18 protein-coding genes and 1 tRNA gene are annotated in these 25,095 nt (G+C 34.4%); 12 read left to right on the top strand and 7 right to left on the bottom strand.

All coding sequences use genetic code 11. The annotated features are described in order from the left end of the window. Nucleotides 1-23 precede the first annotated feature (23 nt). Nucleotides 24-1,373, bottom strand: a complete 1,350-nt coding sequence (gene xseA, locus PSA_RS15520; RefSeq protein ID WP_371257814.1) for an exodeoxyribonuclease VII large subunit — start codon at nt 1,371-1,373, stop codon at nt 24-26. 145 nt (nt 1,374-1,518) lie between these two features. On the opposite strand from xseA, the gene guaB reads away from it, so the two are divergent. The 5 genes from guaB (at nt 1,519) to rimI (ending at nt 5,961) form a co-directional block, all read left to right on the top strand. Beyond that, on the top strand, nt 1,519-2,985 hold the full coding sequence (gene guaB / locus PSA_RS15515) for an IMP dehydrogenase (protein ID WP_042142724.1): 1,467 nt from the start codon (nt 1,519-1,521) through the stop codon (nt 2,983-2,985). A 203-nt stretch (nt 2,986-3,188) separates the two neighbouring features. Further along, entirely contained in the window at nt 3,189-4,766 is a 1,578-nt protein-coding gene (guaA, locus tag PSA_RS15510) for a glutamine-hydrolyzing GMP synthase (RefSeq protein WP_042142720.1), read from the top strand. Between the two features lie 238 nt (nt 4,767-5,004). Next, nucleotides 5,005-5,081 (top strand) — tRNA-Trp (locus PSA_RS15505). A 95-nt stretch (nt 5,082-5,176) separates the two neighbouring features. Then, nucleotides 5,177-5,512 carry a hypothetical protein gene (locus tag PSA_RS15500; RefSeq protein WP_042142719.1) on the top strand — a complete coding sequence of 112 codons (336 nt, stop codon included), beginning with the start codon at nt 5,177-5,179 and terminating at the stop codon, nt 5,510-5,512. Continuing rightward, on the top strand, nt 5,509-5,961 hold the full coding sequence (gene rimI / locus PSA_RS15495; protein ID WP_042142716.1) for a ribosomal protein S18-alanine N-acetyltransferase: 453 nt from the start codon (nt 5,509-5,511) through the stop codon (nt 5,959-5,961). Before PSA_RS15500 ends, rimI begins: the two co-directional genes overlap by 4 nt. Nucleotides 5,962-5,983: 22 nt before the next feature. Here the strand turns inward: rimI and PSA_RS15490 are convergent, their stop codons facing one another. Then, nucleotides 5,984-8,629 (bottom strand): hybrid sensor histidine kinase/response regulator, encoded by a 2,646-nt coding sequence (locus PSA_RS15490; RefSeq protein ID WP_042142714.1) that lies wholly within the window; start codon nt 8,627-8,629, stop codon nt 5,984-5,986. Between the two features lie 178 nt (nt 8,630-8,807). Here PSA_RS15490 and PSA_RS15485 point away from each other — a divergent pair, with 178 nt between their 5' ends. Next, nucleotides 8,808-9,308: a YfiR family protein gene (locus PSA_RS15485; protein ID WP_042142712.1), complete on the top strand. Its 501-nt coding sequence runs from the start codon at nt 8,808-8,810 to the stop codon at nt 9,306-9,308. Nucleotides 9,309-9,412: 104 nt separating this feature from the next. Here PSA_RS15485 and PSA_RS15480 read toward each other — a convergent pair whose 3' ends face one another. Continuing rightward, a complete protein-coding gene (locus tag PSA_RS15480) occupies nt 9,413-11,698 on the bottom strand; it encodes a TonB-dependent siderophore receptor (RefSeq protein WP_042142710.1) in 2,286 nt (761 codons plus the stop codon). Nucleotides 11,699-11,886: 188 nt separating this feature from the next. Between PSA_RS15480 and prfC the strand changes: the two genes are divergently transcribed. From prfC to PSA_RS15460, 4 genes are all read left to right on the top strand, one after another. Further along, the gene (gene prfC, locus PSA_RS15475) at nt 11,887-13,470 is read left to right on the top strand and encodes a peptide chain release factor 3 (protein ID WP_042142708.1); all 1,584 of its coding nucleotides are present in this window, start codon (nt 11,887-11,889) and stop codon (nt 13,468-13,470) included. A gap of 121 nt (nt 13,471-13,591) precedes the next feature. After that, on the top strand, nt 13,592-15,334 hold the full coding sequence (gene argS / locus PSA_RS15470) for an arginine--tRNA ligase (RefSeq protein ID WP_042142706.1): 1,743 nt from the start codon (nt 13,592-13,594) through the stop codon (nt 15,332-15,334). 347 nt (nt 15,335-15,681) lie between these two features. Then, nucleotides 15,682-16,320 carry a pyridoxamine 5'-phosphate oxidase gene (pdxH, locus tag PSA_RS15465; RefSeq protein ID WP_042142704.1) on the top strand — a complete coding sequence of 213 codons (639 nt, stop codon included), beginning with the start codon at nt 15,682-15,684 and terminating at the stop codon, nt 16,318-16,320. A 13-nt stretch (nt 16,321-16,333) separates the two neighbouring features. After that, nucleotides 16,334-17,122 carry a TatD family hydrolase gene (locus tag PSA_RS15460; protein WP_231665272.1) on the top strand — a complete coding sequence of 263 codons (789 nt, stop codon included), beginning with the start codon at nt 16,334-16,336 and terminating at the stop codon, nt 17,120-17,122. 4 nt (nt 17,123-17,126) lie between these two features. Here PSA_RS15460 and PSA_RS15455 read toward each other — a convergent pair whose 3' ends face one another. Further along, entirely contained in the window at nt 17,127-17,738 is a 612-nt protein-coding gene (locus PSA_RS15455) for an AhpA/YtjB family protein (protein WP_042142702.1), read from the bottom strand. Between the two features lie 92 nt (nt 17,739-17,830). On the opposite strand from PSA_RS15455, the gene serB reads away from it, so the two are divergent. Further along, the gene (serB, locus tag PSA_RS15450) at nt 17,831-18,844 is read left to right on the top strand and encodes a phosphoserine phosphatase SerB (RefSeq protein WP_042142700.1); all 1,014 of its coding nucleotides are present in this window, start codon (nt 17,831-17,833) and stop codon (nt 18,842-18,844) included. 27 nt (nt 18,845-18,871) lie between these two features. Here serB and PSA_RS15445 read toward each other — a convergent pair whose 3' ends face one another. Continuing rightward, entirely contained in the window at nt 18,872-21,373 is a 2,502-nt protein-coding gene (locus PSA_RS15445; RefSeq protein WP_042142697.1) for a PilZ domain-containing protein, read from the bottom strand. A 241-nt stretch (nt 21,374-21,614) separates the two neighbouring features. Here PSA_RS15445 and PSA_RS15440 point away from each other — a divergent pair, with 241 nt between their 5' ends. Then, nucleotides 21,615-22,556, top strand: a complete 942-nt coding sequence (locus PSA_RS15440; RefSeq protein ID WP_042142696.1) for a hypothetical protein — start codon at nt 21,615-21,617, stop codon at nt 22,554-22,556. A 69-nt stretch (nt 22,557-22,625) separates the two neighbouring features. Here the strand turns inward: PSA_RS15440 and PSA_RS15435 are convergent, their stop codons facing one another. Continuing rightward, nucleotides 22,626-23,495, bottom strand: a complete 870-nt coding sequence (locus PSA_RS15435) for an AraC family transcriptional regulator (RefSeq protein WP_042142694.1) — start codon at nt 23,493-23,495, stop codon at nt 22,626-22,628. A gap of 14 nt (nt 23,496-23,509) precedes the next feature. Continuing rightward, nucleotides 23,510-25,009 carry a tryptophan halogenase family protein gene (locus PSA_RS15430; RefSeq protein ID WP_042142692.1) on the bottom strand — a complete coding sequence of 500 codons (1,500 nt, stop codon included), beginning with the start codon at nt 25,007-25,009 and terminating at the stop codon, nt 23,510-23,512. Between the last annotated feature and the right edge of the window lie 86 nt (nt 25,010-25,095).

The following is a 25,095-nucleotide window of genomic DNA, read 5'->3' as shown; positions in this document are numbered from 1 at the left end:
GGCGACTTAACTCGCCTTTTTTATTAACTGATTTCTATTACTTTACTTATCACTTTACCATCAGCTAGTTGAGTTACTAATTCATCTTCAAGGCTAGTTGATTTAACTGAATTGATCACTTTCCCTTGATTACTGGTAATTGAGTATCCTCGTGCAAGTACTGTTAGCGGGCTTGTGCTATCTAATTTTGAAGCCGATATAGCCAGTTTATTTTGACAAGTCTGTAATTTAGCCGAAATCGCATTTTCTAACTTATTTTTTAAATAAGCCAAGTTCATATTTGCTTGATTTATACTATCTTGTGGGTTGTATCTTTGTAACTTTGGTTTTAAATAGTTTAACTGATGCTGATTATTATTGATCTTTCTTTCAATGGCACGTTGAAGCCTCATTGATAGCTCATCTAGTTTTTGACTTTGCTGCTGTAATTTATGTTCTGGGTGATGTAACTTTAAATTTTGGTATAAATCGTTTTGTTTATGTTGTTGCTGTGTTAAATATAAAGTAAACGCACGTTGTAATCGGCTTTTAAATTCATTTATTTGATTATGTATATAGCTTGAATCAGGACTTACTAACTCTGCTGCTGCTGAAGGTGTTGCTGCACGTACATCTGCAACAAAATCACTGATGGTCGTATCTATCTCATGGCCTACAGCACTTACAATCGGAATATCAGAATTAAAAATAGCATAAGCAAGTTGTTCATGATTAAAAGACCATAAATCTTCTAATGAGCCACCACCGCGACCTAAAATAATGACATCAACTTCATCTCTTTGATTGGCTAGATTAATTTTTTCTATCAATTGCTGGTGGACTTGTGCACCTTGCACTTGGGCTGGATATAAAATAACTTCAAGTTGCGGAGCGCGTCGCTTTAATACAGTTAAAATATCTTTAAAAGCAGCACCCGTTGCAGAGGTGATCACACCCACTTTATTTATAGCACTTGGCAAAGCTTGTTTATCCATGGCATTGAATAAACCTTCAGCGGCTAATTTTTGTTGTAACGCTTCAAACTCTTGTTTTAATAAACCTTGTCCAGCGGGTTCAATTTGCTCAACGATAAGCTGATAATCACCCCGTGGCTCATATAAGGAAATACGTGCACATACGGTGACTTGCTCACCATTTTTAGGTCTAAAACTTGATGCGCGATTATTGCCTCGCCACATAGCAGCACGAATTTGTGCGTTATCGTCTTTTAAAGTGAAATACCAATGTCCTGATGCAGGCGCAACAAAATTAGAAATTTCTCCGTTCAAAGTGAGTGAAGCAAAGTTACGCTCTAATAAAAAGCGAATTTCTTTGTTTAATTTTGAGACTGTGTAAACTAGTTGTTTACTTTGCATTTTTTCTGAGCCAAACATGATTTTCCAAGTGAATAAATTGTAGCGTGTCCACTGTACCACAAATAAATAATTATTTTAATTTACTAAACGACAAACTGCTGTTAAAATCCGGCCGCAACTCTATATAATTTTATATTAACCTTCAATTGTGAGAAGTTGCCACATGCTACGAATAGCTAAAGAAGCTTTAACCTTTGATGACGTACTTTTAGTACCTGGTCATTCTACTGTATTACCTCATACTGCCAATCTAAATACGCGCTTAACGCGTGGTATTGAACTTAATTTACCTTTAGTATCTGCTTCAATGGATACAGTGACAGAAGCGCGTCTTGCGATCGCTATGGCACAAGAGGGCGGTTTAGGTTTTATTCATAAAAATATGACGATTGAAGAACAAGCTAACAATGTTCGTAAAGTAAAAAATTACGAAGCAGGGATTGTTTCTGAACCTGTTACTGTTACTGCAGAGTTAACAATTAAAGATGCATTAATCTTATCTGAAGATAAAGGTTTTTCTGGTTTTCCAGTAACTGATGCTAACAATACTTTAATGGGCATAGTGACAAGCCGTGATATGCGTTTTGAAACTAAATTAGAGCAACCAGTTTCAACTGTTATGACTAAGCAAGATAAATTAGTGACAGTGAAAGAGGGCGCCAAACGTGAAGAAATTTTAAGCTTAATGCATGAACACAGAATTGAAAAAATTCTTGTCGTTGATGATGCATTTAAACTTAAAGGCATGATCACAGTAAAAGATTACCAAAAAGCACAAGAGAAGCCGAATGCATGTAAAGACGAATTTGGTCGTTTACGTGTTGGTGCTGCTGTAGGTGTTGGTGCTGGTACTGATGAACGCATTCATGCACTAGTTGAAGCCGGCCTTGATGTATTACTAATCGATACTTCTCATGGTCACTCTCAAGGTGTTATTGACCGTGTTGCCCAAGCACGTAAAGATTTCCCAGATTTACAAATAGTTGCTGGTAATGTTGCAACAGCTGAAGGTGCTATTGCACTTGCAGATGCGGGTGTAGATGCTGTTAAAGTTGGTATCGGCCCAGGCTCTATCTGTACTACACGTATCGTTACAGGTTGTGGTGTACCGCAAATTACTGCAATTTCAGATGCTGTTGAAGGCTTAAAAGGTCGCGGTATTCCAGTGATTGCTGATGGTGGTATTCGTTTCTCAGGCGATATCGCTAAAGCACTTGTTGCTGGTGCATCATGTGTAATGGTAGGTTCTATGCTTGCTGGTACTGAAGAAGCGCCAGGTGAAGTTGAGCTATACCAAGGTCGTTACTACAAATCATACCGTGGTATGGGTAGTTTAGGTGCGATGAACCAAAAAGAAGGTTCATCAGATCGTTACTTCCAAGACTCTAAAGAAGCTGAAAAGCTCGTTCCTGAAGGTATTGAAGGTCGTGTTGCATATAAAGGGCCTATTGCTAATATTATACATCAGCAAGTTGGTGGTATCCGTAGCTCTATGGGCTTAACGGGTTGTGCAACTATCACAGAAATGAACAGTAAACCTATGTTTGTACGTGTTACTTCTGCTGGTATGGGTGAGTCGCACGTTCATGACGTGCAAATCACTAAAGAAGCGCCAAACTACCGTCAATAGAATTACTAATAAATTCTATTAAGTCCACAGGATGACAAAAGCATAATAAGGGCTAACATGAGTTAGCCTTTATTTATACTTTTATAGCAGAATATTAAAACATCGTATTATCTGCTTGATCCTGAAATATTCAATAGCAAAGCTATTACCAGTAAAAATATCGAAATATGATTTTATTTTGGAATTTTTAAGAGAGACTATTCATGAGCAAAAACATACACGATTCACGTATCCTAATTTTAGATTTCGGTTCTCAATACACACAATTAATTGCACGAAAAATACGTGAAATTGGTGTTTACTGTGAACTTTGGGCATGGGATGTTACTGAAGAACAAATTAAAGAATTTAATCCTCAAGGTATCATATTATCTGGTGGTCCTGAGTCGACTACATTAGAAGGTAGTCCACGTGCACCTGAATATGTATTTAATGCAGGTGTGCCAGTATTGGGTGTATGTTACGGCATGCAAACAATGGCAAAACAACTTGGCGGTAAAGTTGAAAGCTCAGATAAAAAAGAGTTTGGTTACGCACAAGTAGAAAACATTGCACATTCTAATCTAATGGAAAATATTGAAGATCATTTATCAGACAATGGTAATGGTTTATTAGATGTGTGGATGAGCCACGGCGATAAAGTAATTGAAATTCCAAGTGACTTTACAACAATTGCACAAACAGATACTTGTCCTCATGCAATTATGGCTAATGATGAAAAACGTTTCTACGGCATTCAATTCCACCCAGAAGTAACACATACAAAACAAGGCTTACGTATTTTAGAACGTTTTGCGATTGATATTTGTGGCTGTGAAAAATTATGGACGCCAGCAAAAATTATTGAAGACGCTGTTGCGCGTATGAAAGAGCAAGTTGGCGATGATGAAGTAATTCTTGGTTTATCGGGTGGTGTTGATTCATCAGTTGTTGCTATGTTATTAAATCGTGCTATTGGCGATAAACTAACATGTGTATTTGTTGATAACGGTCTGCTTCGTTTAAACGAAGGTCAGCAAGTGATGGAAATGTTTGGTGATCACTTTGGTTTAAATATTATAAAAGTGGATGCTGAAGCGCAGTTCTTAAAAGATCTTGAAGGCTTATCAGATCCAGAACTTAAGCGTAAAGCCATTGGCCATACATTTATTGATATTTTTGATGCTGAATCTAAAAAGCTTAAAAATGCAAAATGGTTAGCACAAGGTACTATTTACCCTGACGTTATCGAATCAGCTGCATCAGCCACTGGTAAAGCACATGTAATTAAATCACATCATAACGTAGGTGGCTTACCTGACGATATGGAAATGGGTTTAGTTGAGCCTTTACGTGAATTATTTAAAGATGAAGTACGTAAAATTGGTTTAGAGCTAGGTTTACCATATGACATGCTTTACCGTCATCCTTTCCCTGGACCAGGTTTAGGTGTACGTGTTCTTGGCGAGATCAAAAAAGAATATTGTGACTTATTACGTCGTGCAGATGCAATCTTCATTGAAGAATTACATAAAGCTGAATTATACCATAAAGTAAGCCAAGCATTTACCGTATTTTTGCCAGTTAAATCTGTTGGCGTTATGGGCGATGCACGTAAATATGATTGGGTTGTATCATTACGTTGTGTTGAAACAATTGATTTTATGACAGCGCGTTGGTCACATTTGCCATATGATTTCTTAGGTTTAGTTTCAAATAGAATCATAAATGAAATTGATGGTATTTCTCGCGTTGTTTATGATATTTCAGGAAAACCACCTGCAACAATAGAGTGGGAATAATTTAAATTATTTAAAAATAGTTTAAATATTTTTTAAAAATGCGGCTTTTTAGTCGCGTTTTTTGTTTTTAATAATTTCATTAAAAATAAAACATTAATGAAATTTAACTGTTTTATTGGTTTTTTAGAGGTAATTGATGGCTAAATAATCGTTGTGTTTAATTACTAAGCGGTTAATTAAAAAAGTGAAAAAAGTACTTTACCTTTAAAGTTATCTCCCTATAATACGACGTCATTGCAGGGGCGTAGTTCCAATTGGTAGAACAGCGGTCTCCAAAACCGATGGTTGGGAGTTCGAGTCTCTCCGCCCCTGCCACTTCTTTCTTATATCTTAGCTTTACCTTAAATTACAAACTCCTTAAAATACTTTATCTTCAATTTTGTTTTTAGCTTTTAGACTGGAAATTTTAAATGCACTTAAATTATGCCGATATTTTTGGTGTCGAATCATTAAGTTTAAATAAACACTTTTCAAAGCCAATAGACAGTGATGAACAAAGTAACTTTGATGCAGCTTTTCATATGCCTGAACAACTTCAAAGTGATTTGATTAAAACGATCGAATCGCTCAATGTTGATAATAACCAGGCGTATTGTTTAGTTGCCCAAGAAAAGGCCGGTTATGAAATATTACAGACCGATGTTTTGAGTATTTCAATTTGTTTTGAAGGTTTAAGCATTGAACATAAAAAACAGCTATGGCTGGCATTAACCAATACTCTAAAAATTAGCAGTGACGCTCTATGACAAAAATACAAGCACTAACAGAGGCTAGTGTTGATTCTATGATGTTAATAGAACAATCTTGCCATACTCACCCAATGACGCACAAAAACATGCTATCGTGCTTTGGCGGGCGCTATTTTAGTAAAGGCCTATATATCGCTGATACCTTAGTTGGTTTTTATATGGCTGAAATGGCAGGTCCTGATTTTACTTTAATGGATATTTGCATTGCACCTCAGTATCAAGGTAAAGGGTATGCTAAATTATTAATCGCAAACTTTATTGAAGAAGCGAATAATCGTAGTGCTGAAAGTATATTCTTAGAAGTGAGAGTCAGTAACCTCAGTGCAATTTCACTCTATGAAAAATGTGGCTTTAATGAGATGGGAATAAGAAAAGATTATTATCCTGCAGATAATGGACGTGAAGATGGTAAATTAATGGGCTTAGTGCTGTTCTCTTTTATTTAAATAATAGATCTGTTTAATAAAGTTATGCACTTTGGTTTATAGAATGTATTAGCTTATCAAAACTATGCTGTACATTATCATACTCTTGTTGTTTTAAATTCATTTCTAACGTGGAAGCCGCATCGCTAATCGCCATAAAACCAAAACAACCAGAGCTGCCTTTAATGTTATGTGACAAGTCTTTTAGTTTTTCCCACTGTTGCGCGTCGTGGAATGATTCAAGATCAGTTATAAGGCCTGGCAATTTGCTTTTATAAGTCTCATTTAATCTTGTAAATTCATTGTTAGCTAAAATATCATCCCACTTTTGATTACTTATTTTTTGTAAGCTCAGATATTTTTCAAGTGTAAATTCAAGTGCTTTTTTATCAATTGGTTTGGCTAGCGCTTCATTACAACCTGCTTCAATATAGGTTTCTACATCATGTTTCATTACATTTGCAGTCAAAGCGATGATTGGACCATCATAAGCCGTATGTCTTAGCATTTGAGTGGCTTCTTGGCCTCCCATAACGGGCATTTGCATATCCATTAGGATTAAGTCGTAATCATTAGTTAAAGCCATTTCAACGGCTTCAGAACCATTGTTGGCAAACTCTGGATTTAACCCCCAATGTTCAAGCAATAACCTTATTAATTCTTGATTATCTAAGTTATCTTCTGCGACTAGAATTTTTGCATCATAATGTGCTGATTCAATTGGTTGTTTTATTATTTTAATCGGATTTAAATCTACTGTTGATTCTAATAGTTTAATATCAGTATTTTGGTTATTTGTTGCTATGCTGAGAGAAAAACGACTGCCTATCCCTTTTTCACTGGCCACTTCAACATCCCCGCCTAATAAATGAGCCAAGTTTTTAGAAATACATAGACCTAAACCTGTTCCACCAAATTTTCTTGTGGTACTTGAATCAGCTTGCTCAAAAGGTTTAAAAATTCTTTCGAGCTCATTTTTAGACATGCCGATACCTGAATCGGTAATTACAAATTTGAGCTTTTGAATATTGGGAATAAATTCAATAGCAAGGCTTACATAACCTTGCTCGGTAAACTTTACGCCATTAGTACAAATGTTGAGTAAAACTTGTTTAAGTCGCGTGATATCGCTTTTGATTGTTTTAGGTAAAGGGAAGGTATAGTCAATTCTAAATTCTAAGTTTTTGCTGTTAGCTAAAACATTGATAACAGAATTAACATCTTCAATAAGTTGTGCTAAATCAAATTCTTGTTGTTCTATTTCTAATTTTTCGGCCTCAATTTTAGAAAGATCTAAAATGTTATTTATCAACTCTAGCAGGTGCTTTGAATTTCTTAATACTGTATTTAAATGATTATCTTTAATATGGTGAACCTCTTTTACAAGCATTTGCTCAGTAAAACCGATAATCGCGGTAAGCGGTGTACGGATCTCATGGCTCATATTTGCTAAAAATCGACTTTTCAGCTCGCTTGCCTGTTTTGCTTGATCTATAGCATGTTCAAGTTGATGATTCATTTTTGCTAGTGCTTCAGTTCTTGCATGAACTTTATCTTCAAGATGTTCCTTATAGTCTTCTAATTGACCTTGGTAATGCCTGATCTGATTAACCATGTGATTAAAGTCGTGAAATAATGCGCCCATTTCATCTTTACTAACAATCGGTAATCGTACTTTTAGATCGCCATCACCGACCCTTTGGCTGGCTTTACCTAATTGAGCTAGTGGGGTTAACAATAATGTTCTGACAACGATAAAAATTAATATAGGCAATAAAACGACAGAAATAAGCACGATTAATGCGGTGATCAGACTAATCGTTTTACCTGATTCATATAAAGTATCTTTAGGGATCGAAGACGCGTAATAAGAGCCATCATTCATTTGATATGAATATAACATACGAGACTTTTGATCTATGCTACTTATTTTTAAGGGAATAAGGTGCTCGCCTTTTGCAGCAAGTTTAATATTTGTTAATTCATATTCAGTTAAAAATATACCGCGTTTTGAAAAATCAGAACTAAATAATATTTTGCCTTCGTTATTTATAATTAGGTTAAGTGTATGCTCATAAGGTGCATCTAAAATGCTCGCATTAATCACTGATGGGTCTAAATGCAATATTAAATAGGCTAATAGTTTGGGGCTTTCTAAATCAAACTGTGATTTAAAAATGGGTTTTACAAAGTAAATAGATGTTGTGCCATTTTCTGATTGCTGCATAAACTGCATTCTAGAGAGGTTATTTTTTTTAAAAAATTTAGTAAATGGATATTTTTTTGGTTCAGCAAAGAGGTCACTAGAATAAAAAGCTAAACTTTTTTCTTCTAAGGTGATTAAATCAATACTTAATATATCAGGATATGCATCTGTATAACTGGCAAAAACATCTAATAGATCGCCAATTCGAACGGTATTATTAGAAGGTTTATTTGAGTCTGTTTCTATAAATTGGCTTAAAACGGGTGAATTAGATAAAAGATCTGTTGCGGAGTGAAATACTTCAATGTAATTGAAAATATTTTGCTGTTGTTGCTGAACAAAGTGACTCACAATTATATCAGCTTGTTTTTCTGTAGATTGCGTTACATTGGATAATGTAAATCCACCTAAAAAAAGTAAAGGAATAATCACAAGTGGCGTTACATACCAAAGTAACTTAATGCTCAACTTGCTTTCAATCATTATTTATTCTTCCTTTCCTTATTTTTTTGCTAAATAGTTACTACTTTTTATTTATAACATCTGGTGGATCATAATTAAATAGATTAATCTGTTTGTATCAATAGTTTATTTTAATAAAGGACTTATTTTAAATAATAGCATGATCTTCAGTTTACAAAGCAAGGAGAAACTAACAAGGATGAATAAGTGGCGTTTGGGCACTTATGCATTTGTGTTTGCTATTTTTTCTTTTTCGCTTAGTGCAACTGAGCTGCCAGCAAGCCTTCAAGTTGTTTTAATATCTAAAATCCTGTCTTTTGAACACTCTAGCAGCCATAAAAAACAAGTATCTATTTTTGTGCTCGGTTCGCCAAAGATATACCAAGCATTTAATAAACTCAAAATTAAAAATTATGGTGAAATTAGTATAAACCAATTAGAAATAGGCGCTAGTTTACCAAAAAAATCTTTTAATATAATTTATGTTGGCGATGAAAAAAAAATAGAAGCCGCTGTGAGGTATGCTGAACAGAATAATGCTTTATTAGTTGCACCAAATACCCAATGGGTCAAAAAAGGAATAACCGTCGCGATAGGCACAAAAGATGGTCGACCACATTTTTATATTAACTTAGCGACAAGTGCTGCTTCAGGGTTAAAGTGGGATCAGAAAATCTTAAAAGTCGCCGAAATATACTAATACTATTAATTGTAAAACTAAGCTCTGAATGCTCATTTGGTTGTCGCATTGGTATATGAAAAATAGAACAAGCGGATCCATTAAGTTTAATTTAAAAACGCTAACTAAAATTTCACTCTTATTTTTGCTTCTATCACGCGACCTGGTTGCGGATGATAAGGTGGGATGAATCCTAGAGGGTTCGCGTTATTCAGTGGGTCATATCGGGATATATCACTACTGCCATCTTGCCTACCAACCCCAAGATATTTTTCATCGAATAAGTTTTTAATTTCAATCGAAGGTGTCAGTGTTAATTCACCAATATTAAAGTTTTTATAACTCACTAATAAGTTAGCTACATGATAATTAGGTACATTTTTAGTGAAGTAGCTATTAATTTCAGGTGCTTGCCTATCAAGAGCATGATTGAACCTTAAATTGATATTTAATTTGTCGTTTAAAGTTAAATAATTTAAGCCCCAATTGATCTTGTTTTTTGCAATATGTGCTAAAGGATTGTTATGGCAAGCATGTTTACCATCGGTATATTGATAATTTAAATATAGTGATAAAGAATGACTTGGTCGCCACTGGCTATCCAAAGAAAAACCATATGTATCAGTATGATCTCGATTCATATATCCGCTACCACTATCTGAGTTATCAATTTTTAAAGTAATGATATCGGTTTGTTGGCTAAAGAAAACGGATGCTTTTAAACTGGCATCAAAATCATCTGAATTAGATGCCAATTGACTGACTATTTCATAGGTTTTTATTTTTTCCGGCTGTAAATCATGATTGCCTCTAAATTCATCATTTAGCTCAAAAATAGAAGGCTCTCTAAATGCTTCACCATATAAAAATTTAATACGCCAATCTGCTTTTTCGATATACTCATCTGCATTATAAGTTAAAGCAATTCTTGGGTTTGTTGTTGAATCATGCTCATCACTTATGCCATGTCTTAAACCTAATGTGTAATCAATATTGGTTGTAAGTGTGTTTTGATATTGAATATAAATTGCTTTTTCATCTACTTTATTGACTTGCGCATATTCATATTGATTTAAGCTATTCCCCATTAATGCTTGTAGCCAAGATGAATGAGTACCTTGGTTGTTTATATCTTGATAAGCACCGAGAGAAACAACTTGCTCCATTTTATCTGAGCTTTGTAGTCTGTAACCAAATAATAGGTTTTGCTTGGGGTTAATTTGCCATTCAAGTTGTTGCTCAAAACCTGTTTGCGAACTTACGCTATGGTAACTTTTAACTAAATCTACAAACCTGTAACTATATTGAAAACCCGTATCGGGTAGTTGTTTATTTTGTCGATACCAAAGTTTATTGATAAGTGAAATGTTTGAATTTATGTTGTAATCAGCATCTATATTAAATGATTGTGCACTATGGTGTTTTTTATAACTTGAAGCCCGGGTTTGATATTCAAAGCCAGTAATATAGTTACCAAGCCCTTGCTTTTGATCCCAAAGCGACATGCCTAAAGTGAATTGTGTAAAGCCGTTTTTGACGGTTTGTTTAGGTCGCCAAATAGCTTTACCTCTTAAAGCCCATTCTTTACTCTGATTATTATAACCAAGTTGTTGATTGGTTCCTGCGAATGGATTGGGGCTTTCTCTAATAAAGTTACCTTGCTCATCATAGTTATAAGTAATATGTGTAGGCCAAGGTAGTGAAGAAAAATATCCAGCTGGATCTGCACGATCTAGTCCAGAATCACCATCTGTTTCATAAAGCCTACCAGATGCTTGTAAATATAGTTCACTAAATTGATGGTCAACAATAAAGCTATTTGAGCGAGCATTATTTTCACCCATGGTAGATAAAAATTGGTCGCCAATTTCATTGTCTGATTGCGCAGTAATAAAGTGGATGATACCAGAATAAGCATTGGCACCATATGTTGCAGAGCCTGGGCCTTGAATAATTTCTATTCGTTTTAAATCGACAAAAATTTGTTGATTATCCCAAGGCTGGGACCAATTAAATGCAATATGATTTTGTACAATACCATCAACTAAAATGAGCAATTGCACATTACCAGGAGATCCGCCAATACCACGGTTGATGCTATGTGTTGTATATTCACCCGCATTTGATTCTCCTGTCGCAAAATCAAAACCAGGTACATCTTTTAATACTTCAACTAAATTTTCGTAACCGCGCTGTTCAATGGTATTAGCTGAAACTACAGTGATATTGGCTGGTGCATCAAGTATTTTTTGACTTTTCCGACTGGCACTGACCACTTCTAAGTTAAGTAACTCATTTAATGATAACGATTGTAATTTATCTATATTGTAAATATTAGCTTCAGCCCCATTCGCATGAAGTTCATTGGAGGTAAATAATAAAACTAATATGGATAAGTACGAGTATTTCATCAATAAATTAAATAACTTGATAGATGATTCTAACTTAGCATAAAAGTGTTAATAAGTTTACGCAAATGAGTAAATTATTTTCATTTTATATTTTTTATAATTCGCTATTTCCTCTGCAAAAAGTAATTTTTTTTTGCTATAATCGGGTCCATTTTTTTATTCTATTAATTCTGAGATTGGCGGTTTAAATGTCCAGTGTTCCAACTGAGGTAGCGAAAAGACGCACCTTCGCGATTATTTCGCATCCTGATGCCGGTAAAACGACTATTACTGAAAAAGTTCTTTTATTCGGAAACGCTTTGCAAAAAGCCGGTACAGTAAAAGGGCGCGGCTCTAATCAACATGCTAAATCTGATTGGATGGAAATGGAAAAAGAGCGTGGTATCTCTGTTACTACTTCTGTAATGCAATTTCCATATAACGATCGTTTAGTTAATTTACTAGATACTCCTGGACATGAAGATTTCTCGGAAGATACTTATCGTACATTAACTGCTGTTGATTCATGTTTAATGGTCATTGATGCTGCTAAAGGTGTAGAAGATCGTACTCGTAAATTAATGGAAGTAACACGTTTACGTACAACACCAATTGTTACTTTCATGAATAAATGTGACCGTGATACACGTGATCCAATGGAAGTATTAGATGAAGTAGAACATGAGCTTAAAATTGCTTGTGCTCCAGTTACTTGGCCAATTGGTTGTGGTAAAGAGTTTAAAGGTGTTTATCACATACATCGTGATGAAACGATTCTTTATCAAACAGGTCAAGGTCATACAATTCAAGAAGTACGCATTATTAAAGGCTTAGATAATACCGACCTTGATGCTGAAATTGGTGAAGACCTAGCTGAAAGTTTACGTGAAGAGTTAGAACTTGTAATCGGTGCTTCACATGAATTTGATCAAGAACTATTTTTAAAAGGTGAATTATCACCTGTTTACTTTGGTACTGCATTAGGTAACTTTGGTGTAGATCATATGTTAGATGGTTTAACAAAATGGGCTCCAGAGCCATTATCTCGTCAAACAGCTGAACGTGAAGTTGAAGCAAAAGAAGAAAAGTTCTCAGGCTTTGTATTTAAAATACAAGCTAATATGGATCCAAAACATCGTGACCGAATTGCATTTATGCGTATTGTATCGGGCAAATATAGCCAAGGTATGAAAATGGATCATGTTCGTTTAGGTAAAAAAGTAAGCATCTCAGATGCGGTAACTTTTATGGCTGGTGATCGTGCTCGTGCAGAAGAGGCTTTTGCAGGTGATATTATCGGTTTACATAATCACGGTACCATTCAAATTGGTGATACTTTTACGCAAGGTGAAAAGTTAAAATTCAGTGGCATACCTAACTTCGCACCGGAATTATTCCGTCGTATTCGTTTAAAAGATCCGTTAAAGCAAAAACAACTTCTTAAAGGGCTTATTCAGTTATCTGAAGAAGGTGCTGTTCAAGTATTTAGGCCTTTGATCAGTAATGACCTCATTGTTGGTGCCGTTGGTGTACTACAGTTTGATGTTGTTGTTGCACGCTTAAAATCAGAATATAACGTTGATGCTATTTACGAGAGTGTTAATGTCGCAACTGCGCGTTGGGTTACATGTGATGATGAGAAAAAACTTGCAGAATTTAAGCGTAAATGTGAAGTGAACTTATCGTTAGATGGCGGTGGTAACTTGTCTTATGTTGCACCTAGTATGGTTAATTTGAACCTATCTAGAGAGCGTTATCCAGATGTTGAGTTCCATCAGACACGTGAACACTAATTTTTCGGCTCATAAATGATGATGGCTGCATTGCCCTAATCATTTATGAATTGAAAAAGATTTATTTGATAAAAATAAGATGATAAATCATCTTAAATCGAAAGAATTTAAAGAGATAAAAATGAATATTCGTCAATTATTAGTAGAAAGAGCCCTAGTGGCTATGGATGCTGCTGGCTTACCTGAAGGTTCAAATCCAGCAGTAACACAAAGCACACGCCCACAATTTGGTGATTACCAAATAAATGGTGCGATGGGCGCGGCAAAAAAATTAAAAACTAATCCACGTGAATTAGCACAGAAAATTATTGATAACTTATCAGTAGATGATATTGCTGCAAAAATTGAAATTGCAGGACCTGGTTTTATCAATATTCATTTAAAATCTGAGTTTTTATCTGAAAAATTAGTTGCTGCAAATACTGATGAAAAATTAGGTGTAGCAGAACATAAAGATGATAAAAAAGTTGTTGTAGATTATTCATCTCCTAACTTAGCCAAAGAAATGCACGTTGGTCATTTACGTTCAACTATTATAGGCGATTCAGTTGTTCGTGCGCTTGAGTTCAGAGGTGATACTGTTGTTCGCCAAAATCACATGGGTGATTGGGGTACGCAGTTTGGTATGCTAATCGCGCATTTAGAAGATTTATTAGAGCAAGGAATTGATTTAGAATCAGTGGCATTAGCTGATTTAGAAAGCTTCTACCGAGATTCTAAAACGCGCTTTGATGACGAAGAAGGTTTTGCTGATCGTGCACGTAGTTACGTAGTTAAATTACAAAGTGGAGATGCGCATTGTAATAAACTATGGAAGTTATTCATTGATACTTCAGTTAAACATTCTAATGAAGTTTACCAAAAGTTAAATGTAACTCTAAAGCCTGAACATATTATGGCTGAGAGTGCTTACAATGGTGAATTAAACAATATTATCACCTTGTTAAAAGATAAAAGTATTGCACAAGAATCACAAGGTGCACAAGTTGTATTCCTTGATGAATTAGCAAATAAAGATGGCGAACCATCAGTATTTATCGTGCAAAAATCAGGTGGTGGTTTTTTATATGCAACAACTGATTTAGCGGCATGTGATTATCGTTCAAACAAGTTAATGGCAGATCGTATTTTAATTTTTGTAGATGCACGCCAAAGTTTACACTTCAATCAAGTAGAATTAGCGGCGCGTAAAGCTGATTTATTACGTGAAGAAACAAGCTACGAATTTTGTCCATTTGGCACTATGATGGGTGCTGATGGTAAACCGTTTAAAACACGTACTGGCGGCACTGTTAAGCTAGCTGATTTATTAGAAGAAGCTATCACTCGTGCAACAGCTAAACTAGCTGAGCGAGAATCGGATATGTCAGAAGAAGAACGTAACGAAGTAGCACGTAAAGTAGGTATCGGCGCAGTTAAATACGCTGACTTATCTAAAAACCGTACGAGCGATTACATATTCAACTGGGATACGATGTTAAGCTTTGAAGGTGCAACAGCACCTTACTTACAATACGCTTATACACGTGTTCGTAGTATCTTCCGTAAAGCAGATGTTGATACTGCTACTTTTAGTGCGGATATCATTATTAATGAGCCTCCAGAAAAAACATTAGCACTAAAACTTCTTCAACTAGAGGAAGTATTAGATCAAATGATCAATGATGCAACACCACATGTTTTATGTGCTTATTTATACGAATTATCTAGCCTTTACATGACATTCTATGAAGCATGCCCTGTACTTAAAGAAGGTGTAGAAACTGAAGTTAAAGAAAGTCGTTTAGTACTGTGTAATTTAGTTGCTAAAACACTTGCTAAGGGTTTAGATTTACTCGGCATAGAAGTAATGGAAAAAATGTAACCTAGAGATTGAATTTGCCTTGTTAATTCCTCATATAATTGTAAGCAGGCAGATATCAGATTTATTTATGCGTCTGCTCATAAGAATAAGGTATTTAAATGCCTCGTTTAAACTCAAATAGTTTGAAAAATACCAGATGTATGTTCATCGGCTAAATCAGAAAAGAGTCTCGGACTGCTAAAATAGTTTAAAAATTTGATTGTGATTACTTGAAAAGCTTTCAACGATTTTGTTGGAAGCTTTTTTGTTTTCGAAATAGCATTAAATTTTTAAATTCTAATTTAAAAATAAGGTATTATTACACCATTAACATAAAGAGTCCGTATTAAACCTACACTGGATCAAAGATGAAATTAGAAGATATTAGAAGAGAATATTTAAAAGACGGTTTAAGAAGAGATCTATTGCTTCATGATCCTATTTCACAGTTTGAATCATGGTTAAAGCAAGCTGTTGATGCAGAACTTGCTGATCCAACAGCTATGGTAGTGGCAACAGTTGATGAAAATGGTCAGCCTTCCCAACGTATCGTTTTATTAAAGCATTTAGATGAAAATGGCTTTGTATTTTTTACCAATACAGAATCTAGAAAAGCACAAGAACTCGCACAAAACAATCAAGTGTGCTTACATTTTCCTTGGCATAATTTAGAGAGACAAGTCATTGTTTATGGTAAAGCCGTGCCACTGTCAAAAATGGCTGTTACTAAATACTTTTTATCGCGACCAAAAGAGAGTCAAATCGCTGCTTGGGCTTCAGCGCAAAGCCGTCCAGTTTCATCAAGAAATGTATTGATGGAAAAATTCTCTCAAGTGAAAAGTAAATTTGCACAAGGTGAAGTACCACTGCCTTCATTTTGGGGCGGATATTGTATTGAACCGCATAAAGTTGAGTTTTGGCAGGGCGGTGCGAATCGTTTGCATGATAGATTTATGTATCAAAAGCAATCTGATGGTACATGGCAAGTTGAACGTTTAAATCCTTAATATATGAAACTAAATGATGCCTGAAGATCAATTTTTTGATTCACATTGCCATATAGACTTTTCTGAGTTTGATGGCAATCGAGAAGTGCTATTACAGCAAGCTCTAAATTCAGGTATCAATAAAATGTTAGTGCCGGGGATCACGTTGGAACAATCAAAACATCTCTTGTGCTCACAGTTACCAAAGTTAAAGTTGCCTCAGCTATATTATGCAATTGGATTACACCCCTATTTTTTATCTGAACATCAAACTGATCATATTGAAGCACTCGAACAACTTTATATATTAAATCGTGATAAAGTCGTTGCGATAGGAGAGTGTGGAATTGACAGCAGTATTAGCGATATAGAAAAACAAAAACAGATTTTTATAGCGCATATTCACTTAGCAAATAAATACCAATTGCCTCTGATTGTGCATCACAGGCAGAGTCATCATCTAATAGCTCAAGCTTTTAAGCAAAATAAACCTAAATTTGGTGGTGTGATACACGCTTTTAATGGCAGTCTACAACAAGCAAAGACATATATTAAAATGGGTTTTAAAATTGGTGTTGGGGGAGTGATCACTTATCAAAGAGCTAAAAAAACACGAAACACCATTAGTCAGTTACCATTAAAATCTTTATTACTTGAAACAGATGCGCCTTCTATGCCTATAAGTGGCATGCAAGGTGAAATAAATACACCCATTGCTTTAATTACTATTTTTGAGCAGTTAGCATCGCTTAGAGATGAAAATAAAGATGAAATAGTCAAGCAGCTTTATAAAAACAGCTTAAGTACTTTTAATTTAAACTAATTGATTATTGTTTTAAAATCTTTTTTGTATAGCGATTTACTTGCCAGCGTTTAATCGTTCGTGCCGCTAACCAAGTTAAGATGCAGCTTAAAATTAGCATTAAACCTATTTGTCTGCCTAATTGATGAAAATGATTATGACCTTCATTCATTGCAGCGCGAGATAAATACGTTATTCTTACAAATCCGATACGGTTCTTGCCATCAAACATGGGTTGAATGACAGGTGATGATAGCTTTGAGATCCCAGGCATAGCATTAGGTTGTTTTAAATACTCTTGATATAAAACACTTCCCTCACTTTGAGTAATCAAAGTGCCATGTTTATCAAAAATTGACGCTGAAACAATAAAAGGGTCTTTTACCATATTGTTTACTATAGATTTTAATTGCTTGGTTTGGTTGCTATTTATTGCATCGCTTGCAGAATAAGACATTTGCAAGGCTAAGCTTCTTGCGGTGTGATGAGTTTGTTTGGCGATGATTTCGTGGCTATCAAAACTTGAAGTTAAACCCAAATTAATCAGTAAAGATAAACAGATGAGCGTAAGCGCCAAGCGAGAGACTCGTTGATATATTGTTGCTATGGCTGGGTTGTTAAGTTGTTTTTTTTTCATATTGCTCACTATGTTGCAGACATTCTCTCTATTTCTTGGTAAAAATGCAAATACTTACCTTATGTATAAAAGTGCATTACTTGGAGCTATAAATGTCATCTTATAATTTGTCTGACACTCAGGGCAAAAAACTATCATCAATATTAAAATTAGATCAATGGTTTAGGTTATCTATCAGAGAGTCAATTATAACTGAAAATGCACTACAGCCGTGTTCACAAATGAATTATTTATTGGCATTTGGTTGTGAAATAACTACATCTCACATAAATAAAATTACAGATTTTTTAAAATCAAAACAAATAGATGATGCAAATATTTGTTATTTTCAACCAGATTCTAAACTAGAGCCCGCTTTGGTGATTCAGTGTCAATTTGATATTGCTCACTTAAAACCTCTAATAGCAGCGCTTTCACAAGCACTTTCTTGCCAACTGGCTGTATTTGATGATGCTCCAAAAATAACACAACTAGGCTTGCTAGTAATGGATATGGATTCAACCGCAATTACAATTGAATGCATTGATGAAATTGCGCGATTAGCTAATGTATATGAAGAAGTCGCTTCTGTTACTGCACAAGCTATGAGCGGCGCCTTAGAGTTCAGTGATAGCTTGAAGTTAAGAGTATCAAAACTTGAAGGTATAGAGTTAAAATTAATTGAAAAGTTAAAAAAACAGCTGCCATTAATGCCAGGTGTTTTAGATTTATGTGAATATCTAAAATCAAAAGGTTGGACATTAGCAATTGCTTCAGGTGGTTTTATTCCTTTTGCTGAGCGTGTCCAGCAGCTAATAGGCTTAGATTTTATTCATGCAAATGAACTTGAAGTCAAAGGTGATAAACTAACAGGCAATGTATTAGGTGTAATTGTAGATGCGCAAGAAAAAGCTAATTTTTTGAATAAAATGGCTAACGAGCTAAATATAGATATAAAGCAAACATTAGCTATGGGTGATGGCGCAAATGATTTAAAAATGATGTCTGCTGCAGGTTTGGGTATTGCGGTACATGGTAAACCTAAAGTGGTTAAAGAAGCTGATGTTGCAATAAATGACGGTTCATTACTTCAGGTGGCATATTTTATTTCAATACCAAACAGATAGAGTTAATAAGCTAAAGTTTAGTTAACTTTAGCTTATTCTTTGTAACCATTGTTTTTTTCTTTGTTGCATGGCTGAAACTAAACTGGCTTCAATATTAAACCTTTGCATTAACTCATTAGAAATATCTAACATTTCACCCACACCAACAACTGACCACAGCTCATTCTCTAAAACTTTTGCTTTGTGCAGGGCATACTGTGTGATATAGCTTAATTCTTTTGATAAATAATCGGTATCAGGACGACCAGTTCTTGAAATATATACTCTAAAACCAAAAAACAACTCTCGTTTAATGCAAGCGGTTACAAAGCTTTTTTTATTAATTTCATTGGTATCTAACGGTATATAATCAATAATGATTGCTGATTTAATATCTTTTGCGGCAGGATTAAAGCGCAAATATAATTCTAATTGAAATGGCTTGTCTTGGCGCTTCATATCTCTTAATTTAGGCATAAGTAAGTCATTGATTACATGGCTTGGAAAAATACTTTCAATATTAAAATGTGAATCAAGTAAACCAAATTGACTTAAAATTAAATGTAATGGACTCGCATATAAGCCATGACCAATTGCGCCGACTGAATAACTAGGTCCTAATTTATGGATATAGAATGGGAATTGGCACACAGCTTTAGTTTGCATATTTCTTAATGCAGTTGATAGGCCTGGTATCTTAGGTGATTCTTCCGATGCTTTTAATTTAGATTTATTATGAGAAATTAATTGAGTGAAAAATGTTGTACCAATATGTTCGCTTTCAAGTGTCGGGCGATAGCTTCGTAAGTTAATGATGGTTTTAGTTTTACTAACCGCCATGACCTCATAAGGTAAATTATTTAAGTCATGTTTTTTAGTGATTTTTTGTAGGTCTGGTAGTGCCATCAATAATAGATCACTAGCGATATATTCAGTTGGTTTAGTCAGTTCAATTTGTAAACCACTTTCTGAGAAATCTCTGGTTGAGCCTGTTACTTGACCCTTATCTTCTTGTTCTAAAATAACGGCAGTTTTGTACAAATAACGAGTTTCAGATCTTAAATTGACATATTCTAAAGAAACAACATCAATATTAGGATAGCTAGCTTGTTTAGCATGCCCAAATTGCTTTAAAGCGTTTGCTTGATCTTTATTAAACTTATTTTTTTGATACTCAGCTTGTGATTGCTTTGTTGTAATATCAGTTAATAAAGCCAAGTATTTTATATCTTTAATCACACCTTGCACGCGAGGCGAGGGTGGTTTGTTTAATTTTGCAATTTCAGAATCGGCAGTTTCTGGTAGTGATAATGGAATAAAGGCATCATCAGTATGCGTTGGCATAATTTGGATTTTAAAAGTACGCCAACTTAATTTGCTACTACCAAAACCTAAAAATAGGTTCTTTAATGCTGGAGTTTTTAATAGCTCATAATCAGTGGCTGAATAATAATAAATTTTTTCAGCAGAAATATGAGTAAAGCAATAAAATAAACCTTCTTTAACGTGCCCCGGTTGAGATAAAATTTCGGCCAGCCTAGCTTTATGTAAAATACTGCTTAAAATAAAGTTTTTATTTTCATCATTAAAGTATCTTATTGTATCTATGTTATTTTCATTACTTAGAAGTAAACTTGGTACTAATGTATGATCACTTTCACTGAAAAAAACCGGTAAAGATGTGACCCGTGGCAAATAATATTGCTCATAACCCTTAACAATAACTGCGTCTAAGGTATTGTCTAAATTCACTTTATAACGGCGTTTATTGCCATGAATAAAACTTCTTAAAAAATCATCAAAACTTGCGCTGTTTTCAGTGAAAGTGCGTTTCATTCTAATATGATTTGTATCATCATTGATGGCCTCTACTGCAACTACCTCATATTCAACACCATCTTTTAAGCCCAATTCAAAATCTTGTTCTAAACCAATTAAACGCATTTTTATTTTTTGTTCACGTTTAAACTGATATCTGACAGGCATTTTTACTTTACATCCGCTGACAGAAATATCTGATGTACTCGCTTCAATTGAATCAGATGGTGATAATTGGATTTTAATTTTTATCGCATAGTTCATTCGCTCTTCAATACGAGTATCGTATGAGGCGAACTTTACCATGTGACAAAGAGTATCAGTTGATTGTTCCTCAGTCACTTTAGGTTTAGTCAAAGCTTGTTGCTTGGCTTTTTTTTGTAGTACCTTATGGTTATTTTCTGTATTGGTCACTGCTTCATATACAGCTAATGTATAATCACCGTGTTGTTTTATTGCTTTTTCAAACACTTCAATGGCCAAATTATCCATAAAGTGCTGTTTATCTTTATATTCATAAGGTCTAACTTCACCTGTAACTTGACCTCTTAAATCAATAAATCGTGCAACAGGTTGCGAAAGGCGAGTCATTTCCATTTTTAATAGAAATTGATCAGGCTTAGATAGCTGAGCTGTTTTCTTTTTAAAAACAGTATCAAATTTTGTTTTGCCTAAATCAGATTTAAGGTCTTGGATTAAATCTTGATGTTTAAGCAGGACATCATCAGCCATATAAAGGGTTCCGTCATCTATATAAAGTAAGTTTATTGTTATTAATTATTATAATAGCGGCAATTAATTGTCGTTAAAACTAATAATACATTTAAAAAGCGGTAAATAGTCATAAAAATATTAACCAAGCAAAAAATATGCCTTAAAATATCTAATTATATGACTTATCAATCAATTCCGTTTATATTCACTTTAGTAAAAATTTTACTGAAGCAGTATATCTGTCATCTATGGAGAGAAAATGAAAAAACTATTAATTGGTACTGCTGTTGTGGCTGCCATCGCAGGTGGCATTAGCTACGCAAATTATGCATTAATGCTAGATGCAAAAGCTGAGGTTGATAAGCAACTTGCGATGATAAATTCTGAGTTAGGGGTTAAGATAGATTATCAAGATGTATCAGTGAATGTATTAGAAAAATCATTTTTAATTGAAAAAATTAAGTTGGCCGCCCCAGATGGTAGTCATTTTGCGGATGTGAAATCAGTTAAAGTTATTGGTTATGATCCTCAAAAAATAACAGATTATGCCGAATTTAATTTAAAAGAATTAGTCATTTCAGATGCAGTAAAGCAACAGTTACCACAAGGGGTTGCTGATGAGTTTATAAACTCAAAGATCAACTTACTGTCTAGTATGAAATATGACGAAAGTAATAATCATGCTGATTTTAAAAATGAAATACAATCATCAGGTGTTGCTGGTTTTAAGTTTGATTTATCGCTTGCTAATGTAAAAGAATTGTTTGATTTATCAGTGAAGATGAATGAACAGCATAGAGCTCTAGTTTTGTCAGGAAAAGAGCAAACACTAGAGCAGCAATTCCAACAACAAACACAACTTATGAATGTTATTCAGGGTGTAAAACCTGAAACTGTGAGCTTTGAAATTACTAATCTATGTAAGTTAGAGTCAGCTTTGACTCAGTTAGCTTCTGCTCAGAAAATGGAATTAGTGCAATTACAAGAAATGATAAAGCAACAGCTATCATTTTCACCAGCACCTCAAGTATTAAAAGAGGGGTTAACAACTTTTATAGATAACTTAGGCTTTTTAAATATTTCCATTGCAGTGCCTGATAATATGAGCGTTGCAGACTTTCAAAAACCAGAAACGTTACAAAAACTGGCCTCACCTGAAGAAATGGCGAAGTTTTTCAATTTAACAGTAGCTGCAAAATAATAGGAAAGTAGATTAGAGATTAGTAATGTTTAATCTTTAAAGCACAGTATCTTTTAAAAAGCTGCTGTGCTAATCAATTGAAGGTGCTTTTATATTGTTTCTAAAGCGACTTGGTGTATAGCCCTTCATTTTTAAAAAACGTCTATTAAAATTTGATATATTATTGAAACCACATTGATCGCTGATCACGGATATAGGTAAGTTGGAACTAATGAGTAGTTTACATGCTTGACCAATTTTTAACTGATTAATAAACTCAGTTAATGTACGCTCAGTGCGTTTTTTGAAGAAACGATGAAAATGATTGGTACTCATATGAACCATTTCAGCTAAATCTTCAGCATAAATCTGCACAGTGTAATTATCTTGAATATATTTGATAACCTTATCTAATTTATCAATCTCACTCCGACCTTTTGAACCGTAACTATATTGACTACTAGATAATAGTTTAGTTTGCTGATCTACACACATTAAATCTAATAACTGAACAAGTAAAACATATCGTGATAAAGGTGAAGCATCTGGCATTTTTTTAAATAGCGCAATTGCTTCTATTGCTGATTGATGACTAAACTCTATGCCTCTATGAGATAATTTAAACATTTCTTTAAGTATATTTAACTCAACATTGTCATCTATAATACTATCCATCCATTTTAAAGGGATTTGAGCTACATAAACAATTTGCTCCGTTTTATCTAGATTTTTTTTAGAGTGCCAAGTGTGGGGTAAGTTAGGGCCAACAAGCACTAAGTCAGCTTCGCGGTATGATGCGATATTGTCACCGACATACCTGATCCCTTTACTATTTAAAGTAAGGCAAATTTCATATTCTGGATGGTAGTGCCAATTAAAATCTATATTTGGCATAGTGTATTTAACAAAACGCCAAGAGCAATTGCTACTTGGTAGTACTTTTTCACACATAGGTTTCATAAAAATAAATCCATTTATCTTTTTTCTAAAAACTCATTTTGAGTTTTGTAGTTCAAAGCACATCTAGAATAAAACGATTTAATTGAATCCATTCTTATCTGAACTTCATGAGGTTGAGGGCGCTGTAATGTAGTTGAGTCAGGAAATAAACCCATGCCAGATAATAAACAGTGCCATGACATACTTGTATAATATTTATCTACATTCTGACGATTCAATTGAGCGGTTAAATTCTCACCTTTTCCCCAGCAGGAGTATATGTTTTTCAATGAGTCGGAAATTAGGTGAGGGTTTGCTGCATTCTCTCGCCAATATTGCGTATCTTTGCGGGAATTAGTTTTGTAATGAGTGACTATATAATCTCTGATCCCATCAAAATATTGATTTATATTTGCATTGAAAATGATTTGATTCTTAGGTGTAAACTGACCTTTTTCGAATTCGTCGACAAAAATGGCAGCCGTTTGTTGAACTAAAAATAATGCAGTTGCTTCCAATGGTTCTATGAAACCTTGAGATAAACCAATACAAAGACAATTCTTATACCAATGACTCTCACGTCTACCTACTTTCATTTTTAAATGTTTTGCCTCAACATCTGAATCTAATAAATTTAATTGTGACCTGAGTTCGGTTTCTGCTAAATCGGGACTACAAAAATCAGTGCTATATACATAGCCATTACCAGTTCTATTAGTTAAAGGTATTTTCCAAGCCCAGCCATTTTTTAACGCGCTAGAAGTTGTCTCAGATTTCAAAATGGTTTGTTTAGGAGTACTAATAGCAACTCCTGCATTATTAAAAAGTAAGTTACTATAATCAACAAAAGGTACTTTTAGCGTTTTGTCTATTAATGTTGCATTAAAACCAGAACAATCAATAAAAAAATCAGCTTGAAAAATTTGGCTATCTTCTGATATGAGATGTTTGATATTGCCATCAGGTTTTAATTCAGCGCTGCTAATCTTGCTTTGTTGATATTTAACTCCCATTGCGAGCGCTTTATTTTTTAAAAATTGACCTAGTAAGTGAGAATCAAAGTGGTAGCCATATTCAGTTTCGAAAGGAAAATTATAATCTGCAATGGGAGCTAAATTATTTTTAGCTAAATAATGGGCAAAAAAGAAATCATTAGGGTGGGCTACTACATCAGAACCTTTTCGTCTCATTTGTGTATTGAAATAAAAAGCAGAAGTAAATTTATCATCTAATTGTGAAGGAAAAGGATGAAAGTAACTTTCAAATCCCGGTTTGGTTGACCAATTATTAAATGTAATACCAGTTTTATATGTCGCATTACATTGCCCCATCCACTCGGATTCTGCAATATTGAGTTTTTTAAAAAATGTTTTTAATGCAGGTGTAGAACCTTCGCCAACACCTATGACAGGAATATCTTTTGACTCGATTAAGGTGATCTCAAATTCTTTTTTTATCCAGGCATGGGCGAATATCAAAGCTGACATCCAACCAGCAGTACCTCCACCAAGTACGATTATTTTTTTATTTTGCATGACAGTCTCACGTAATAATTACCTAAAAAGCCTCCATAGAGTGTATAGAGGCTTTATTGTTTTTATATACGACTTTTGTTCTACTT

This window comes from Pseudoalteromonas sp. '520P1 No. 423' (assembly GCF_001269985.1).
In the GTDB taxonomy this organism is placed as follows: domain Bacteria; phylum Pseudomonadota; class Gammaproteobacteria; order Enterobacterales; family Alteromonadaceae; genus Pseudoalteromonas.
The sequence above is the reverse complement of the archived record's forward strand: the minus strand, read 5'-3'. Positions and strand labels throughout refer to the sequence as shown.

Bases quoted from the DNA above. Each gene is read 5' to 3' on its own strand.
- PSA_RS15500 (WP_042142719.1), top strand. From the start codon at position 5,177: ATGCACTTAAATTATGCCGATATTTTTGGTGTCGAATCATTAAGTTTA.
- guaB (WP_042142724.1), top strand. From the start codon at position 1,519: ATGCTACGAATAGCTAAAGAAGCTTTAACCTTTGATGACGTACTTTTA.
- PSA_RS15485 (WP_042142712.1), top strand. From the start codon at position 8,808: ATGAATAAGTGGCGTTTGGGCACTTATGCATTTGTGTTTGCTATTTTT.
- PSA_RS15460 (WP_231665272.1), top strand. From the start codon at position 16,334: ATGATGCCTGAAGATCAATTTTTTGATTCACATTGCCATATAGACTTT.
- prfC (WP_042142708.1), top strand. From the start codon at position 11,887: ATGTCCAGTGTTCCAACTGAGGTAGCGAAAAGACGCACCTTCGCGATT.
- PSA_RS15445 (WP_042142697.1), bottom strand. From the start codon at position 21,373: ATGGCTGATGATGTCCTGCTTAAACATCAAGATTTAATCCAAGACCTT.
- PSA_RS15480 (WP_042142710.1), bottom strand. From the start codon at position 11,698: ATGAAATACTCGTACTTATCCATATTAGTTTTATTATTTACCTCCAAT.
- xseA (WP_371257814.1), bottom strand. From the start codon at position 1,373: ATGTTTGGCTCAGAAAAAATGCAAAGTAAACAACTAGTTTACACAGTC.
- guaA (WP_042142720.1), top strand. From the start codon at position 3,189: ATGAGCAAAAACATACACGATTCACGTATCCTAATTTTAGATTTCGGT.
- serB (WP_042142700.1), top strand. From the start codon at position 17,831: ATGTCATCTTATAATTTGTCTGACACTCAGGGCAAAAAACTATCATCA.
- pdxH (WP_042142704.1), top strand. From the start codon at position 15,682: ATGAAATTAGAAGATATTAGAAGAGAATATTTAAAAGACGGTTTAAGA.
- PSA_RS15490 (WP_042142714.1), bottom strand. From the start codon at position 8,629: ATGATTGAAAGCAAGTTGAGCATTAAGTTACTTTGGTATGTAACGCCA.
- PSA_RS15435 (WP_042142694.1), bottom strand. From the start codon at position 23,495: ATGAAACCTATGTGTGAAAAAGTACTACCAAGTAGCAATTGCTCTTGG.
- rimI (WP_042142716.1), top strand. From the start codon at position 5,509: ATGACAAAAATACAAGCACTAACAGAGGCTAGTGTTGATTCTATGATG.
- PSA_RS15430 (WP_042142692.1), bottom strand. From the start codon at position 25,009: ATGCAAAATAAAAAAATAATCGTACTTGGTGGAGGTACTGCTGGTTGG.
- argS (WP_042142706.1), top strand. From the start codon at position 13,592: ATGAATATTCGTCAATTATTAGTAGAAAGAGCCCTAGTGGCTATGGAT.
- PSA_RS15455 (WP_042142702.1), bottom strand. From the start codon at position 17,738: ATGAAAAAAAAACAACTTAACAACCCAGCCATAGCAACAATATATCAA.
- PSA_RS15440 (WP_042142696.1), top strand. From the start codon at position 21,615: ATGAAAAAACTATTAATTGGTACTGCTGTTGTGGCTGCCATCGCAGGT.